Origin of the sequence: Martinezella lusitana (assembly GCF_010668395.1) — a bacterium.
Classification (GTDB): Bacteria; Pseudomonadota; Alphaproteobacteria; order Rhizobiales; family Rhizobiaceae; genus Rhizobium; species Rhizobium lusitanum_A.
Map to the genome: position 1 here is coordinate 1 of NZ_WUEY01000048.1, position 13,899 is coordinate 13,899.

General features: G+C 59.9%; 13 protein-coding genes and 2 pseudogenes. 11 read left to right on the top strand and 4 right to left on the bottom strand.

Translation table 11 applies throughout. From position 1 onward, the window contains the following. Positions 1 to 136 (top strand): annotated as a pseudogene (locus GR212_RS36150) (S-(hydroxymethyl)glutathione dehydrogenase); the annotation flags it as partial. A gap of 352 nt (positions 137 to 488) precedes the next feature. Beyond that, entirely contained in the window at positions 489 to 1,067 is a 579-nt protein-coding gene (gene gfa / locus GR212_RS36155) for an S-(hydroxymethyl)glutathione synthase (protein ID WP_163994871.1), read from the top strand. Positions 1,068 to 1,136: 69 nt separating this feature from the next. On the opposite strand, the gene GR212_RS36160 is transcribed toward gfa, so the two are convergent. The 4 genes from GR212_RS36160 to GR212_RS36175 form a co-directional block, all read right to left on the bottom strand. Further along, positions 1,137 to 2,558: an FAD-binding oxidoreductase gene (locus GR212_RS36160; RefSeq protein WP_163994874.1), complete on the bottom strand. Its 1,422-nt coding sequence runs from the start codon at positions 2,556 to 2,558 to the stop codon at positions 1,137 to 1,139. Continuing rightward, the gene (hisC, locus tag GR212_RS36165) at positions 2,555 to 3,676 is read right to left on the bottom strand and encodes a histidinol-phosphate transaminase (RefSeq protein ID WP_163994876.1); all 1,122 of its coding nucleotides are present in this window, start codon (positions 3,674 to 3,676) and stop codon (positions 2,555 to 2,557) included. Before hisC ends, GR212_RS36160 begins: the two co-directional genes overlap by 4 nt. A 43-nt stretch (positions 3,677 to 3,719) precedes the next feature. Beyond that, complete coding sequence (locus tag GR212_RS36170; RefSeq protein WP_163994878.1) at positions 3,720 to 4,832, bottom strand: FAD-binding oxidoreductase; 1,113 nt, start codon at positions 4,830 to 4,832, stop codon at positions 3,720 to 3,722. Between the two features lie 508 nt (positions 4,833 to 5,340). Further along, entirely contained in the window at positions 5,341 to 6,246 is a 906-nt protein-coding gene (locus GR212_RS36175) for a LysR family transcriptional regulator (RefSeq protein ID WP_163994880.1), read from the bottom strand. 86 nt (positions 6,247 to 6,332) lie between these two features. On the opposite strand from GR212_RS36175, the gene GR212_RS36180 reads away from it, so the two are divergent. The 9 genes and pseudogenes from GR212_RS36180 to GR212_RS36220 all read left to right on the top strand — a co-directional run. After that, complete coding sequence (locus GR212_RS36180) at positions 6,333 to 7,316, top strand: LLM class oxidoreductase (RefSeq protein ID WP_163994882.1); 984 nt, start codon at positions 6,333 to 6,335, stop codon at positions 7,314 to 7,316. A gap of 19 nt (positions 7,317 to 7,335) precedes the next feature. Continuing rightward, positions 7,336 to 8,160, top strand: coding sequence for an aldo/keto reductase (locus tag GR212_RS36185; protein WP_163994884.1), 825 nt, complete (start codon positions 7,336 to 7,338; stop codon positions 8,158 to 8,160). A gap of 10 nt (positions 8,161 to 8,170) precedes the next feature. Continuing rightward, entirely contained in the window at positions 8,171 to 9,379 is a 1,209-nt protein-coding gene (locus tag GR212_RS36190) for an MFS transporter (protein ID WP_163994886.1), read from the top strand. Positions 9,380 to 9,414: 35 nt separating this feature from the next. Continuing rightward, entirely contained in the window at positions 9,415 to 9,741 is a 327-nt protein-coding gene (locus tag GR212_RS36195; protein WP_246726253.1) for a MoaF-related domain-containing protein, read from the top strand. A gap of 12 nt (positions 9,742 to 9,753) precedes the next feature. Then, positions 9,754 to 10,533: an SDR family NAD(P)-dependent oxidoreductase gene (locus GR212_RS36200; protein ID WP_163994890.1), complete on the top strand. Its 780-nt coding sequence runs from the start codon at positions 9,754 to 9,756 to the stop codon at positions 10,531 to 10,533. Between the two features lie 53 nt (positions 10,534 to 10,586). Further along, positions 10,587 to 10,973, top strand: coding sequence for a PPC domain-containing DNA-binding protein (locus GR212_RS36205; RefSeq protein ID WP_163994892.1), 387 nt, complete (start codon positions 10,587 to 10,589; stop codon positions 10,971 to 10,973). A 417-nt stretch (positions 10,974 to 11,390) separates the two neighbouring features. Next, positions 11,391 to 12,428: an alpha/beta hydrolase gene (locus GR212_RS36210; RefSeq protein ID WP_246726255.1), complete on the top strand. Its 1,038-nt coding sequence runs from the start codon at positions 11,391 to 11,393 to the stop codon at positions 12,426 to 12,428. A 103-nt stretch (positions 12,429 to 12,531) separates the two neighbouring features. Continuing rightward, a complete protein-coding gene (locus GR212_RS36215; protein ID WP_163994894.1) occupies positions 12,532 to 13,566 on the top strand; it encodes a DUF4331 family protein in 1,035 nt (344 codons plus the stop codon). Positions 13,567 to 13,697: 131 nt separating this feature from the next. After that, positions 13,698 to 13,899 (top strand): annotated as a pseudogene (locus GR212_RS36220) (HoxN/HupN/NixA family nickel/cobalt transporter); the annotation flags it as partial.

A 13,899-nucleotide genomic window follows, 5' to 3' on the forward strand; every position in this document is an offset into this window, starting at 1 on the left:
GATCGTCGACTGGTACATGGAGGGCAAGATCATCATCGATCCGATGATCACCCACACCATGCCGCTCGAGGACATCAACAAGGGCTTCGAGCTCATGCACTCAGGCGAAAGCATCAGAAGCGTGGTGGTCTATTGATCCGATGAAGACGGTTGCGCACGACGTTCGCGGTCTTCGTTCCATCGCTAGTGGCCAATCGCCCATGCCCATGGTGTCCTTTCGGCCCGATCTGCACGCATGCCAACGTAACAGAGAATGGGAAAGTAGAGACGTCTCGCCGCCGAACCCGGCTTGGTCGTCGTCTGTTCCGCAACCAGCCGCCGCCGTGGCGAAAGCGTTCCTGATGAGCCGGCTAACGGCCGTTGGGAAAGGGGGCGGGGGTTCGTTATGGGGCCGGCCAGGTTGCCCCACTCGGCCAACGATCGAAGGCACAGCTAGAAACTTAGGGCCGATGCATATCGCACCGGCAAAAGAGGGAAGGAAGATCTCCATGGTTGGCATAGGTATTCACCCAACGGTCGATTCCGGCTACAGGGCGACAGACGCTACATTCTCTGGCGGGACGCTTGTCTGCCAGTGCACAGTCAATCCTGTGAAAGTGCGCGTCAGCAGCGATATTGCTCACAATCACGCGTGCGGCTGCACCAAATGCTGGAAACCGAAAGGCGCAGTATTTTCGGTGGTTGCGGTTGCGCCGACAGAAAATGTCGAGGTCATCGAGAATGCGGACAAGCTGGCGGTGGTCGATGCGGCCGCGTTGATTCAGCGTCATGCGTGCAAGGCTTGTGGTGTACACATGCACGGTCCCGTCGAACGGGAGCACCCATTCCAGGGACTATCGTTCATCCATCCCGAGCGGTTTGAAGAAAAGGGTTGGGCGCAGCCGGGTTTTGCTGCGTTCGTATCGTCGATAATCGAGGCAGGCTTCGCTCCGGAGCGAATGAAGCTGGTTCGTTCACAGCTTAAGGATAGCGGACTTGAGCCGTATGACTGCCTGTCGCCGGCACTGATGGACTACATTGCGACCTGGACTGCAAAGAAGAACGACGAGCTTCGGGGCGAAAGATAGCCGCTGCGCCGTTGCAGGGTGTTCAGCGCCGCACCTCGATGCAAGAGATGCGGCGCTTGCTTCCTTCGCTTATCCCGTGACCTTGCCCGGGTTGAAAGTCTTCATGCCATCCAACTGCCCTTTGATTTTTTGCATCAAGGCAAGTTTCACGGGATCGGAAGTCATCTTCAAGGAGTGGATGCGCTTCGATCCAATCCCGTGTTCCGCTGAAAACGATCCTCCGATCTTCGCTATGTCGCGATAGATTATCCGCTCGACGGAAGCCGACTGTTCCATGGACAGATCCGAAGATGCGGCATTTAGCACGATGTGAAGGTTGCCATCGGCAATATGCCCGAAAAGGTATGGATCGAGACTCGGATCGAGTTCACGCAATTCGGACATGCATCGATGAACATATGCATCGATTTCCGATAACGGCACCGAAACATCAAACGAAGGTGCGGCCGCATGCCTGCGATAAATGAGGTCTGTGTCTTCCCTCAATCGCCATAGCTGCGACTGCTGGGCTTGAGAGCTTGCAAGTACCGCGGAGATGTCCTCGTACGTCCCGGCCAGCATTTCGTAGAGGCGGCCGAGTTCATGCTGAAGCTGTTCTTCATCCGCGCCGCCAAGCGAGAGGAGAAGGTTCACCGGACAATCGGCTTTGTAATCGCTTGCCGACCAGGCATGCTCTTCCGATGTCAGCTTGAAGAACGAATGCCAGATTGCCTCGGCCGCACGAAGATGTCCGTATTGTGCGGCAAGGGCCAGCCTTGTTGCTTCGAGCGCTGCTTCCACCGAGGGCAGGCCGAACAGGGCTGTCGCCACGGATGTCGGCGAGGGTTCGAGCTTGACCGCGACGCGCGTTACGATGCCAAGCGTTCCCTCCGCGCCGATGAAGAGATGCTTGAGATCGTACCCGGCGGCATTCTTCACGACGCGCGTCAGGTCGGAATATATGCTGCCATCCGGCAGGACGGCTTCCAGGCCGAGAACGCGGTGGCGCATCACGCCATATCGGAAGGCGGAAATTCCGCCTGCATTGGTTGAGACCATGCCGCCGATCGTCGCCGACCCGCGCGATGGCAGATCGATTCCCGGTTCGAGCCCATGGTCGACGATCGCCTCCTGGAGGGCCTGCAGGGTCACGCCGGCCTCGACGACCGCAACACGTTCGACAGCGGAGAACTGAACGATGCGGTTCAGCCTGGCGGTCGATACTATGATCTGCCCGGGTTGCGATAGGGCTCCGCCAACTAGGCCGGTTCTGCCGCCGTGCGTGACGATCGAAACTCCATGCGCATTCGCGCATTTCACGATGGCGGCGATCTGTTCGGAACTTTCGGGAAAAACAATGGCTGCCGCTCCCAGGTTTCCGGCCGTGACGCCATGGTCAACCGTGTCGACGGCGGAGCCTTGCTTGAAATTGGAAGAGCCGACCATGCTTCGCATCGCGTCGATGAAATCACTTGGCAGCTGCGCGGTTTCTACAGAATGTCCAGCGCTCATCGGCCTGCCTGTCCCTGGCTTTGACCTGCCTTCAGCTCCGCCAGTGCATCCAGAAAGCGGTCATTCTCCGCAGGGAGCCCGACGGTAACCCTGATATAGGTCTCGAACCCCGGCTCTTTCCAAGGCTTCACGATAATGCCATGCGACAGAAAATGGTCGAAGGCCGCGCCGCTGTCATGGCTGACGTCTATGAAGAGAAAGTTCGTCATCGACTCCGGCGCGAAATAACCAAGGGCCTTGACCTGGCGCGCCATACGCTCGCGCTCTGCGACCACCTTGGCAACCGCGCTGCGCATCCATTCTTCATCTTCCAGCGCCGCGACGGCCGCCAATTGCGCCGCCGCATTCACGTTGAATGGTGTTTTTGCAGATGAGATCGCCGCAGCGACACGCTCGTCCGACGCGATCGCATAGCCCACGCGAAGACCCGCCAGGCCATAGGCCTTCGAGAAGGTGCGTAGGACGACATAGGCAAGTCCGCTCGTTTCCAGTTCACGCACGCCGTCCGGTCCATCCGCGCCGCAAAACTCGAAATATGCCTCGTCCAGGACGAAGAGAGTTTCCTTCGGAACGGCCTCGATGATGTGCCGCAGGCCTTCGGTCGCAAGGGCCGGGCCAACCGGATTCGACGGCGATGAAAGAAAGAAGATCGATGGCTTCGTCCGAAGAGCTGCGACAAGTCCAACGACATCGAACCTGAGATCCGCGGTCATCGGATATTTGACGACCTTGGCGCCGTTTGCGCGCGGCTCTATTTCATGAAGCCCGAAGCCAGGCGTCACCGTCAGCACAGTGGAGAACGGACGAAGCGCGGCCCGGCTGACTGCTGCAATCATCTCTTCGGAGCCGTTTCCTATGACGATCCGGTTCGCGGGGATATCGAGCTTTCCCGACAGAGCATCGCGCAGGCTCGTGCAGCTCGGATCGGAGTAACGGGACGGCTCGATCCCGGCCAACGCCTTTGATACATTCGGCGAACAGCCATAGGGGTTCTCGTTGCTGGCGAGGGCCGCTATGTCGTCACGCCCGGTCTTGTTCCGGGCGACCGCGATGTTCATGCCCGCATTGTATGGCGGAAGGCTTGCCACGTTCGGATTAAGTTTGAATGTAGTCGACATTGGTCTCTCCCCAAAAGTGGCAATGAAAGCTTGAATTTCCCGATCAAAGATCGAGAACGATTGAGCTTGTCGGTTTGGTGCAGCAGAGCAGCACCTTTCCAGACGGCGTTTCTTCCAGCGGCTCCTCCGTGTACACGACATCGCCCGACACCAGGGTTTGCAGACAGCTTCCGCAAACGCCTGCGCGGCACGAAAAAGCAGGCTCGATGCCCTGCGCCTCCAGGAAACTGAGGATCGACTCCGAGGTTTCCTTCCATTCGAATTTGTCCCCCGATTTCCGAAGCGTAACGCAGAGCTTCGCAGTCGACGGATCGTCAGCGGGTTCTGCGGGCTTCGGCATGTTCGGAGCCGCAGGCTCCGGTGTTTTCGATGGGGCGAGGAGCGAGGCGGGACCGAAGAACTCGTAAGCGATCTTGTTCTTCTCGATCCCGAGATCCAGGAGCAGATCGTACATGGCTTGCATGAATGGCGGCGGGCCGCACATATAGACTTCGTAGTCGTCAAGCGGCAGAAGCTTCTGCAAGGTCGGCCGCGAGATGAAGCCCGTCGAATGGTATCGGCCCTGCCGCGTGTCTTCGTCGCTCGGGAAGCGGTAGCAGTAATGGACATTCAGGTCTTGCCTGATTGCCGCAAGCGCATCGACCTCGCTTTCGAGCGCATGGACTGCCCCGCCGTCGCAGGCATGGATGAACCAGACGGGCCGATCGCTTTCGTTTGCCAGAACCTTCAGCATCGAGATCGTCGGAGTGATGCCCACCCCCGCAGAAAGCAGGATTACCGGCCTCTTGCTCAGCCGGTCGAGCTTGAACGCGCCGTGGGGGCCGTCGATATCGACGATCGTGCCTTCCTCGACAACATCATGCAGCCAGGACGATGCAAGACCGTCCGCGATGCCGGGGACCAGTGCGATCTCCTTTTTCACCGTAATCCGATAGAAGCCCTCGTCGGCGGGCGCCGAGGAAACAGTATAATTGCGGATGACGGGCCGGTCCGTTTTACCGTCGGGCACCCGGATGGTCAGAAACTGGCCGGCCTCGAATCGACGCCAGTGATCGGACTGTATGGGGGCGAAGTAGAATGACGTGATGGTTGAACTTTCACGGACCTTTTTAACCACCTTGAAGGGCCGGAACCGAGAGTTGGAGCTGGTCGACATGAAGCTTGACTACCCTTGCTTTGGGGCCGACCACGCCGCCGCCGTATGTTTGCACTGTCGACTGCCGAAGCGCGGAACGCTCAGACTTTCTTGCCTTTTTCCCTCGATGCGGAAGGCTCAAAAAGCAGATGCGACAAACGCCAGGGCTGCGACGCGTGGCGAGGTCCACCGCTATGACAGGTTGATTATTCCGACCCTTGGCCGGCATGACAATGCGGGCGATGTTTGGTTTTTGTTTAGAAAAACTTAAAAGCAATCTGTTGGCTTACGCCAGGATCGAGCCTGCCAATATGTATAGATATATTGATGCCGAAATGACGTCTGATTCCCGTCCGCCACTGACGCCCAAGCAGCTTGTCCTTGTGAACCGGACTGCGCGATTTTCGCTCGGAATAATGACCGATCCGGAATTTTCAACGGTTTCAAAGCATGCCACATCAAAGTTCGCTCGCTTCTGGCTACCTCTGAATCCATTTCGGGAATCAGCCGCGATTTCGTCGGAGTACGGTTATGACTCGTTCAAGAACTGCTGAAGTCGCGGAGCAACAAAATCGAGGAAGGCGCGAACGCGCTGCGGCAATCGGGGGCCGCCAAGATAGAGGGCGTGGATTTCCTCCTCATCGCCTTCGACCGCCTCTGCCAGAATTTCCACCAAGCGGCCGGCCGCGATGTCTGCGCGGGCGTGATAGTCGCCGAGACGCGCAAGCCCAACGCCGGCGAGCGCCATACGCCGCACCGTTTCGCCGTTGTTAGCAAGAAGAGTGCCATTGACCGTGCGATCGACTGTGCGCCCGCTTTGCTTGAGTGGCCACACGGGTGCTGCGCGGCGAAAGTTGAAGCCAAGGCAATTGTGCCGGGAGAGATCGTCGATCGTCCGAGGTGTGCCGTGGCGCGCGAGATAGTCTGGCGCGGCGACGATCTTGCGCCGGGCTATTCCAATCCGCCGGGCCATCATGGTCGAGTCCTGAAGGCTTCCGACACGAAAGGCGACATCGGTGCGGTCCAGATAGAGATCGACCATTTCATCCGACAAAGATAGATCAACGACGATATTTGGATGTGCCTGCCAGAAGGCGGGAAGTAAAGGTTCCAGCCCGAGCACGCCGAAGGCGACGGAAGCATTGACGCGAACGGTGCCGCCGGCGCTCGCAGCACCCGTCGACAGATTGCGCTCCACATCCTCGATCTCGGCAAGCAAGGCGAGGCTTCGTTCGTAGTAGATCTGACCCTCGACGGTCAGCGAGAGACGGCGCGTCGAGCGTTCGAGCAAGCGGACACCGAGACGGGTCTCGATCCGGCCGATCATCTTGCTCACCGTCGAAGGTGTCATGCGCATCAGGCGCGCAGCCTCGGAAAAATTCCCAGCTTCGACCACTCTCAAGAACACCTGCATCTCGCCGGCTCGGTTATCCATCACGTCTCCATCTATGAACTCGTTTCACAGATAATGTGCAAAGCGAGCGGATTATCAAGCGGACATGCGCAGCCTACTTACGCTGCATGTCAAAACAATCCGCAACCAATCTCATCAAAAAGGCCGACCGCTTGACGGTCGGGATCGAATTTCCACTCGACAACGATTGGTCCCCTGACGGTGAGGCCCGCCGTATTGCCGACGGTCGCTCGCGGGGTGTTCCCGATCTATCAGGGCAAGCCGACATCGTCCGCAAGATCGACGCGCTTGGATTTGCGGCCCTCTGGATCCGCGACGTACCGGTCTTCGACGAGGTCAACATGGGCGACGCGGGTTCCGTCTACGACGTATTCGCCTTGCTGGGTTTTCTCGCAGGCATCACCAGGCACGTCGCGCTCGGCACCGCCGCCGTGGTTCTGCCCATCCGTCATCCAATGATGACCGCAAAGGCCGCAGCCTCGATCGACGCCCTTTCGAATGGACGATTGATCCTTGGCGTGGCGAGCGGCGACCGGCCGGTTGAATATCCGCTTCTCGGGATCGACTTCGACAGCCGTGGACAGGCTTTTCGCGATGCGGTCGGCTATCTCCGCGCCGCCTGGCAGGAAGGCGGCCTGCCGGTGGAGGGGCAGCGCATACCATCGCTCGATCTCCTGCCCCGACCGGCACAGCCGAGCATTCCGCTCGTTGTCGCCGGCCGCGCTCAGCAAGACGAGGCGTGGCTCGAGGCGAATATGGACGGCCGGTTCGTCTATCCCGGCAACTTTGATCGGTTGATCGTGCAGGCGAGAGAATGGGCGAGCAGGACTGGCGGCATGCGTCCCTTCATCAGTGCCTTTCATCTTGACCTTACCGATGATCCCGACGCCCGGGCCGAACCCGTCCGCTTCGGCGCACGTATCGGTCGCAAGGCACTCATCGAGCATCTCCGTGCGCTTCGGCGCGGCGGTGTCGACCATATGGCGATCAATCTCCGGCAATCGGCGCGCCCGCTTGACGAAGTGATCGAGGAACTGGCGGCGGAGGTGATCCCGGCGCTCGACGAAAGCAAGGCGGCACAAGCCGCCTGACCATCACAGGAGACTATCCATGCAGATTGTAAAGGCGCACGGCGCCGAAATTCCCGCCCTTGGCTTCGGTGTCTTCCGGATGTCGGATGACGAGGTGGAACGTGTTGTTCCCGCAGCCCTGGAAGCCGGTTTCATCCATTTCGATACCGCCCAAATCTACGGCAACGAGGCGGCGCTCGGCCGTGCCCTGCAGGCAGCCGGCGCACGTCGTCAGGATTTGTTCCTGACCACCAAGGTCTGGGTCGACAACTACAGCCCGGAAAACTTCGCCGCTTCTGTCGATGAAAGCCTCGACAAGTTGAAGGTCGATCGGGTCGATCTGCTGCTCCTGCATTGGCCTGCCGAGAAGGTTGCCATCGCCGACCAGATCGAGATGCTCAATGCCGTGCAGGCTGCTGGCAAGACCCGGTTTATCGGCGTCAGCAACCAGAATATCGCGCAGCTCAGCGAGTCGATCGCATCGAGCCAGGCATCGATCGTCACCAACCAGATCGAGGTGCATCCCTATCTCGACCAACGCGCGATGACTGATGCCGCCCGGGCTGCGGGCGTCGCTATCACAGCCTATTACGGCATGGCCGATGGCGCCGTTCCGAAAGATCCGGTGCTCCAGCGTATCGGTGCCGCATATGGCAAGAGCGCCGCACAAGTAGGGCTGCGCTGGCTGATTCAGCAGGGCTTCGTCGCCCTCTCGAAGACTGCCAAGCCCGAGCGTGTGGCAGAGAATTTCGCCGTCTTCGATTTCGCTCTCAGCGACGAGGAGATGGCGGCAATCGGCAAGCTGGCCCGTCCCAATGGCCGTCTCGTCAGCCCTCCGGGCCTGGCACCGACCTGGGATGCATAAGGAGCACGACATGGGCGCTGCAGCACCAACTATCCAGCCCAGGCAAGGAAATGGGGGCGGTATCAACTGGCCGCTCCTCGCCCTTGCCATGGGGGCTTTTGGCATCGGCACGACCGAATTTTCGCCGATGGGGCTTTTGCCCGTCATAGCGGAAGGGGTGAATGTCTCGATCCCGACCGCAGGCCTACTCGTCAGCGCCTATGCGATCGGCGTCATGATCGGCGCTCCAGTGATGACGCTCGCCTTCAGCCGGTTCGGTAAACGCACCGCGTTGATGCTGCTGATGGGCATCTTCACCATCGGCAATCTCTTGTCAGCGCTGTCGCCCGACTATTGGACATTGCTCGCAGCGCGTCTCGTCACCAGCCTCAATCACGGTGCCTTCTTCGGGCTCGGCTCGATCGTTGCCGCGAGCGTGGTGCCGAAGGAGAAGCAGGCCAGCGCCGTTGCGACCATGTTCATGGGGCTGACTATTGCCAATATCGGCGGCGTGCCGGCGGCCACCTGGATCGGCCAGCAAATCGGCTGGCGCATGGCTTTCGCCGGCACGGCAGGCTTGGGCCTCCTTGCTATCGCAGCGCTATGGCTTGCCTTGCCGCAGGGTGAAGCCGGCAAGATGCCTGATGTCAGGCGGGAACTGCGCGTGCTCACACGCCCGGCCGTACTGCTCGCCATGGCGACGACTGTCATGGGCGCCGGCGCCATGTTCACGCTCTACACCTACGTGGCTCCGACGCTGGCGGAATTGACCGGCGCGTCGGAGGGGTTCGTTACGCTCGCGCTGGTGCTGATCGGGATCGGCTTCACCATTGGCAACGGGCTTGGTGGCCGGCTTGCCGATTGGTCGCTTGATGGCGCGACGAAGATATTTCTCTCCGTCCTTGCGCTCATCATGCTGGCCTTGCCATTCGCGCTGACCAGCCAGGTCGGCGCTGCGATCGGGCTTGTCGTCTGGGGTGCTGCGGCCTTTGCCATCGTACCGCCGGTACAGATGCGGGTGATGCAGGCGGCGTCGGAAGCGCCGGGGTTGGCCTCATCGATCAATGTCGGCGCATTCAACCTTGGTAATGCGCTTGGGGCTGCCGTGGGCGGTGGGGTGATCGGCCTTGGCCTTGGCTACGAGGCGGTGCCGATTGCAGGCGGGCTGCTCGCGGCGGCAGGCCTGGCGCTGGTCTGGCTCGGACGCGCTCGCCCGGCGATTCGGACATGTGAAGCGTGAAATACGGAATCTTGGAAGGAACAAGGATGGATGGGATGGCTTTCCCGTTGGCGGGTCAACGCTTCGAAGTCGACTATGGCGACCTGATCGCCACCAATGCCTATGGCGAAGAGGGGTTGTCGCTCACCTATGAAATCACCGGCGGCGCGCTCGCCGGCAATACGGCGACGGCCGACTTCGAGTGGCGCCACCTTTTCGGCGGCACCTATGCGATCTCCTGGCAGGAGGCGGATGGTTCAACGGTGGTTCACATCGACGATTTCGAGGGCGGCCGTTCTCTGGCCTTTTTCACGACACCAGACGGTCAGTTCTTTCGTCTGGAGGGCAGCTTGAAGCGGCTGGAACCCAATCACCAGAATTAAGGAAACGATTCCATGGATTTGCAACTCTGCGGCAAGACCGCCCTTATCACCGGCGCGACCGCCGGCATCGGGCTCGCCATTGCCCGCACACTCGCAGCAGAAGGCGCGACCCTGGTTATCGCTGGCCGCTCCCAAGCCAATCTGGATGCCGCCATCACTGCTATCGGTGGCAACGTCCGCGCCGTGCTTGCCGACCCGGCGACCGCGGAAGGAGCGGCGACGCTGACGGACGCGGTGCCTGATATCGATATCCTCGTCAACAATCTTGGTATCTACGAATCCAAGGAATTCGGCGACATCACCGACGACGACTGGCGCCGCTTCTTCGAAGTGAACGTGTTGAGCGGCGCCCGGCTTTCGCGGCACTATCTGCCGGGCATGCTCGCGCGCAACTGGGGACGGATCATCTTCATCTCCAGCGAAAGCGGGGTCCTTGTGCCACCCAACATGATCCACTACGGCATGACCAAGACGGCGCAGCTCGCGATTTCGCGAGGACTGGCAGCAAAGACCAAGGGTACGCGCGTCACGGTCAATACCGTGCTTCCCGGCACGACACGCTCGGCTGGCATCGAGGACTTCATGCGCAGCGTCGCCAGCGATCCAAACCTGCCAGCGGACGAGATGGAACGGGAGTATTTTGCCAAGGAACGTGCGAGTTCGCTCATCCAGCGGATGATCGAGCCCGAAGAGGTCGCCAGCCTCGTCGCTTATGTGGCAAGCCCTCTGTCCGCAGCGACGAACGGTGCGGCGTTGCGCGTCGACGGCGGCATCACGCCGACCATCGTGTGAGGCGAGCCATGTCGGAACACAAACGCTATATTCCGATACCGACCGGCTTCCTGATGGTGTTGCGTCAGGGCGACGATGTTTTTGCTCGGCTTGAAGCGGTGATGCGCGACGAAGCGATCCCGGCGGCTATCATCAGCGGTTTCGGATTCGTGGGTAAAGCAACGTTCGGGTTCTTCGACTATGAGACGAAGCAATATCGGCCGAAGACGATGACGGATCTGGAATTGACGAACCTGACCGGGACCCTGGCGTGGAAGGACGGCGAACCGGCTCCGCACCTCCACGGCACGGCCGGTGACGACAGCTTTCGCACCTTCGGAGGCCATCTTCTGGCGCTGGAGGTCGGACGTGGTTCGCTTGAAATCAACGTGCTGCTGATCCCAACGCGGCTCGAGCGTGCCATCGATCCCGATATCGGTGCAAACGTGCTGCAACTTTGAACAATCGCAACTTGCAGCCTGTGCCAATGTGCCGAGACGGCCTCTCCTCTGGTTGAGCCGCGGTCCCGCGAGGGATCATGTGTTTGGTGGCATGCAGCGCGCGCCGGATGGACGCGTCAGCCAGGGAAAATGTGTCGCTTGGTCGTAGGATCGCTGTACGGGTTGATAGCTGGCACGGCGTACCCGCCGCCGCGCCGGTAACCGTTTCGGAGACCGTGCTCGACGATCGATATGTCGATGTCTTGGCCGCGAGTATCGGCGTGGCCATTCGGATTGGGTCGCGCGTGATCCGGTATGAGCAATCTCGGTCAAAATTTCGGCAATTCCGGTTGCGACCGCCTCGATGCTTACCGGCATATTGCGCGTCGCGTGCGAAAAGCGCGCTCCCGCCACCGTCCCATTCATAGGAACGAACTCATGAAAGCTCTTGTCAGAATTGCCAGCCTTGCAGCGGGAATCATGCTGACCGTGCAAATGGCTCAAGCTGCTTCGAAAGATCCGTCGACAGACCCGAACATCGATCCGCAAATCCGATCCTTTCTCAAGGAGCTGAACAAGGATAGCAGCCCGTTCTGGAAGCTGCCGCAGCCACAGCCGCAGGACATTCTGACGGGATTGCAGAACAAGACGGCAGTCGACATGTCAGGCGTCACGACAGTCGAAAAAACCGTCACTCAGGATGGACAGGCGGTCAAGATTTACATCATGACGCCGGAGAAGGTGACGGGCAAGCCGGGCATTCTCTTCTTCGTTCACGGCGGCGTCTGGATCGTCGGCAACTTCCAGAACCATCAGCGGTTGCTGCGTGATCTGGTGGTCGGATCAGGCCAGATCGGCGTGTTCGTTGAATACACGCCGCTTCCGGAAGCCAAATATCCGACGCAGCTCGATCAAAGCTATGCGGCGCTGGAGTGGGCGGCGGCGCATGCAGACGAATTCGGCGCGGACGGCTCCAAGATTGCCATTGCCGGCAACTCTGTCGGCGGCGACATGGCGGCGGCGCTGACCTTGATGACCAAGGATCGGAATGGTCCGAAAATCAGCTATCAGGTGCTCTTCATTCCTGCGACCGACGCCAGCGTCGACACGGCTTCCTATCATGAATATGGAACCGGCCGCTTTCTTGCTCGCGATTTCATGAAGTATGGCTGGGATCTCTACGCGCCCGACAAAAAGACGCGCGACAACCCCTATGTCTCGCCGTTGCGCGCCACGACCGATGAACTGAAGGGATTGCCGCCGGCCCTGGTGATTACGGCGGAAAACGATCCGTTGCGCGATGAGGGCGAGGCCTACGCCCGCAAGCTGAAAGACGCTGGTGTCGATGTTACGGCTGTACGTTATGGCGGGATGATCCACGACTTCGTGTTGTTGAATGCCATCCACGATGTTCCGGGCGTCAAGGCTGCGATCGAGCAGGCAAGCGACGGCATCCGCGATCATCTCACTCACTAAGCGCCTGGCAGACAGCCTTCATACCGACTTCGAGGCCGGTATGAAGGCCCGTAAGGCCGCAATATTTCGGCGTGGCTTCTGTTCAACATATGTGGAGCTTTTCATGTCCCATCATCTGGATTCACCCATCGCCCGTCAGGATATCCGCCTTGATATCACGGATCTCTATGTGTTCCGCGGCGAGGTCGGTACCGTGTTCGCCATCAATCTTTGTCATTCTATCGCCGGGCCCGTACCCGTGCCTGGTTACCATCCGGAAGGCATGTACGAATTCAAGATCGATACCGATGGAGATGCGGTCGAGGATACGACCTTCCGTCTGAAGTTCGACGAGCGAGATGGCGCGGGCCGCCAGCGCCTAACCCTGTTCCGCATTGACGGCGCGGATGCCACCGACCCCGCGGCGCCGGGCATCAGCCTGCTTGAAGGTGCGACCGAGGAAGTGCTCTCGACACCCGCGGGACTGCGTCTCTGGGCGGGCAAGGCTGGGGATCCATTCTGGATCGAGCCGGATGTTCTCCATGCTGTCGGTCATGCTTTCGAAGACGGAACCGTCATCGATCTGGCAGGCTGGAACGCGAAGCAGGCGAGGAACCTGTTTGCCGACCACACGGTCTACTCGATCGTGCTTGAAGTCCCCGACGACCTCCTCTTGCCCGCCGCATCGCCTAGGCGGAAGATCGGTGTCTGGGCAGTTGCGACGCTCGCGACGGACGCCGGCGGGTGGCGGTCTATCAATCGCGTCGGCTTGCCGATGATTCATCCTCTCTTCACGCAATTCAACGAGGACCTCGGCAATCGTCTCAATGCCGGCAAGCCGTCCGAGGATTTTTCCATTTATGGCACTGCTATCATTGCTGCCGTTGCCAAAGTCGCCGCCGCATATGGTACGGCCGATGACGCACAGGCTTATGCCAACGTAGTCGCGCATAGGTTCCTTCCCAATATACTGCCATACGAAGTCGGAACGCAGGCAGCCTTTGGATTTGCGGAGTGGAATGGACGATCCCTGACGGACAACGCGCCTGACGTGATGTTCACCATCGCCGCGAACACGCCGGTGAGCCTGGGGATCGGCAAGGAATCGGTAACTCGCAAGCCGTCGAAAACCTTTCCCTACATGCCGTCGCTTGGCTAGTCGGGCCGGCGCCGCAAAGCACATCTCGATGATGCTTTGCGGCGACCAACCATGGGCGCTGAAGGTGGCGCTGAAAGCCCGTTCTGCGAACCAGCGGCCCCCGTCTTAACCCTCACTCGACGGATCCTCCCATGAGAAACAAACTTATCGTCACCTATCTTGCCCTGGCAGGCATGAACGCACTTGCATGGATCTGGGCTTGGGCGGCCTTTGCCGACAGGCCATCGCTTCTGGGCATCGCGCTGCTTGCCTACATGTTCGGGCTTCGCCACGCCTTCGATGCCGACCATATCGCCGCCATCGATAACGTCGTGCGCAAGCTGATGCAGGAAA

Coding starts and splice junctions, on each gene's coding strand:
- GR212_RS36210 (WP_246726255.1), top strand. CDS start 11,391: ATGAAAGCTCTTGTCAGAATTGCCAGCCTTGCAGCGGGAATCATGCTG.
- GR212_RS36175 (WP_163994880.1), bottom strand. CDS start 6,246: ATGGATAACCGAGCCGGCGAGATGCAGGTGTTCTTGAGAGTGGTCGAA.
- GR212_RS36200 (WP_163994890.1), top strand. CDS start 9,754: ATGGATTTGCAACTCTGCGGCAAGACCGCCCTTATCACCGGCGCGACC.
- hisC (WP_163994876.1), bottom strand. CDS start 3,676: ATGTCGACTACATTCAAACTTAATCCGAACGTGGCAAGCCTTCCGCCA.
- gfa (WP_163994871.1), top strand. CDS start 489: ATGGTTGGCATAGGTATTCACCCAACGGTCGATTCCGGCTACAGGGCG.
- GR212_RS36195 (WP_246726253.1), top strand. CDS start 9,415: ATGGCTTTCCCGTTGGCGGGTCAACGCTTCGAAGTCGACTATGGCGAC.
- GR212_RS36185 (WP_163994884.1), top strand. CDS start 7,336: ATGCAGATTGTAAAGGCGCACGGCGCCGAAATTCCCGCCCTTGGCTTC.
- GR212_RS36205 (WP_163994892.1), top strand. CDS start 10,587: ATGGTGTTGCGTCAGGGCGACGATGTTTTTGCTCGGCTTGAAGCGGTG.
- GR212_RS36180 (WP_163994882.1), top strand. CDS start 6,333: ATGTCAAAACAATCCGCAACCAATCTCATCAAAAAGGCCGACCGCTTG.
- GR212_RS36190 (WP_163994886.1), top strand. CDS start 8,171: ATGGGCGCTGCAGCACCAACTATCCAGCCCAGGCAAGGAAATGGGGGC.
- GR212_RS36170 (WP_163994878.1), bottom strand. CDS start 4,832: ATGTCGACCAGCTCCAACTCTCGGTTCCGGCCCTTCAAGGTGGTTAAA.
- GR212_RS36215 (WP_163994894.1), top strand. CDS start 12,532: ATGTCCCATCATCTGGATTCACCCATCGCCCGTCAGGATATCCGCCTT.
- GR212_RS36160 (WP_163994874.1), bottom strand. CDS start 2,558: ATGAGCGCTGGACATTCTGTAGAAACCGCGCAGCTGCCAAGTGATTTC.